Origin of the sequence: Bacteroides acidifaciens (assembly GCF_024623065.1) — a bacterium.
In the GTDB taxonomy this organism is placed as follows: domain Bacteria; phylum Bacteroidota; class Bacteroidia; order Bacteroidales; family Bacteroidaceae; genus Bacteroides; species Bacteroides acidifaciens.
Window position 1 is genome coordinate 1 of sequence record NZ_JANJZR010000166.1, and the last position, 2058, is coordinate 2058.

The 2058-nt window shown below is 38.9% G+C and carries 2 protein-coding genes; both read left to right on the forward strand.

The features are described 5' to 3' along the window. Positions 1-341 (forward strand): hypothetical protein (locus tag NSB03_RS20450; RefSeq protein WP_257466627.1); only part of this gene is annotated, 341 nt, incomplete at its 5' end. Positions 342-360: 19 nt separating this feature from the next. Beyond that, on the forward strand, positions 361-1743 hold the full coding sequence (locus tag NSB03_RS20455; protein WP_257466628.1) for an ATP-binding protein: 1383 nt from the start codon (positions 361-363) through the stop codon (positions 1741-1743). Positions 1744-2058: the final 315 nt, after the last annotated feature.

A 2058-nucleotide genomic window follows, 5' to 3' on the forward strand; every position in this document is an offset into this window, starting at 1 on the left:
ATTTTGCTGCTTTACAACGAATTGCAGTTCTTTTGCCGGATTCCTCTATTGGTTGCATTGATAGTTTTCTATCGCTTCACAGGCTTTGCACTTACAAGAGTAGCATAACGCTCCTTTTATTTCAAATGTCAGGAAATGGTCGCCCAAATCCAAATGCAAAATTACCCATAATATTTGAAAATGACGAATATATAGCGATAGAATTGAGTTCTTTTATTCTATTTGCTATTAAAAGTGTACCAATGATGCTTAGAACTATACGAAATAAAGACTTTTATGCTGGTTTTCGGATAATTAGTTGTAATTTTGCACTTATGAATAGAAATGTTTTTACTGATTGATATAGTAGTCATCATAACAATGGATTTGAATACTCTGATAGCAGAATGTACCGCATACGATTTTAAGTTGATGCTGGAAGAAAAGAAACCCAAGAGCTGGTTGAAGAGCATAAGTGCTTTCGCCAATGGCTTAGGTGGCTCACTTTTCTTTGGTATAGATAATGATGGAATTGTCAAAGGTCTTGATGATGTACAGTATGTTTGCGAAGCTATCAGTAGTAAGATTCGTGATTACATGGATCCTCTACCAGAGATGGAAGTGATTCCTCATGATATAGATGGTTCACATATATTGCAACTCAAAGTCATTGCAGGGCATTATACTCCATATTACTACGTTGGCGATGGCCAGCGCATAGCCTTTGTTCGTGTTGGTGATGAGAGTATTCCTGCCACGGCAGAGCAAATGGTACGTTTGGTACTGAAAGGCTCGAACAAAACTTTCGATTCTCTACATACAGATTATAATGCGGAGGACTACTCCTTTACGATATTGGCAAATGCTTTCAAAGACCGCACCAAACAAGAATGGGACAAGAAATATCTTTTGTCGTTTGGATTGGTAACTGGTGCAAAGAACCTTACGAATGCTGGAGCCTTGTTTGCCGATGACTGCCCATTGTGGCAATCTCGCCTATACTGCACACGTTGGGATGGAAAGGAAAAGAGTGATGCCATCAATGATGCAGAGTTTACTGGAAACGTACTCATGTTACTTCGTGAAGCCATGAACTTTGTGAAATCCAGCACAAAAAAAGGCTGGGAGAAGTTACCTGATAGGCGAAAGAATAAACCTGAGTATGCAGAACGTGCTATTCTCGAAGCTATGGTTAACCACTTCATCCATCGTGACTATACTGTTATGGGTGGCGAGGTGCATCTTGATATCTACGATGACCGTCTTACAATCACATCCCCTGGTGGAATGTACAATGGTATGCTGATTCAGGACTTAGACATCGCTGACGTTTCTTCTGAAAGACGTAACCCAATACTTGCAAATGTCATGGGCCAACTGGACTATATGGAGAAAAGAGGTAGTGGACTCACACGCATCTGCAACGAGACCAAAGCATTGGATGGGTATAGGGATGAACTGAAACCTGTTTTCAAATCCACTCCAACTCAATTTCAGACTATCATCTTTGCCTCCATCAACATGATAAATGTCGGAGATAATGACGGAGACGTGTCGGAGATGAAAATTACCGAGCGTCAACAGAATATACTGAATCTCATCAAAGAGTCTCCGACAATTAGTGGTCGCCAAATGTCGGAGATCTTGTCAGTGAGCCAACGTACTGTAGAACGTGACCTCTCCGTTTTGCAGAAGAAAGGTGTTCTGAGACACAAAGGTAAGGATAATGACGGATCTTGGCAAATATTAATAACAATGGGATAACATGCTAATAAACTATATAATATATGCTTAATTAATCCTTTTCTGCACATAATTTTGACATTATCTATAACATTGAGAATCGTCGAGGGAACATAGATATTAAGACTATGCCTGAAGGGTATCGTTGTATTATAGCACAGACCGAGGAAATAAAAAGAATTATAAGTTCTCTTAGAGGTAAAAAGTTCACTATCGATTCTGCTTCAAATGCTCACATATTTGGAGTCAAGCAATTGTAATAAGTAGATGTTCATAATTGGTTTATATCATAAGGTTTTGATACCTTTGCCTCATAAAATTCAAATATGCACTTAT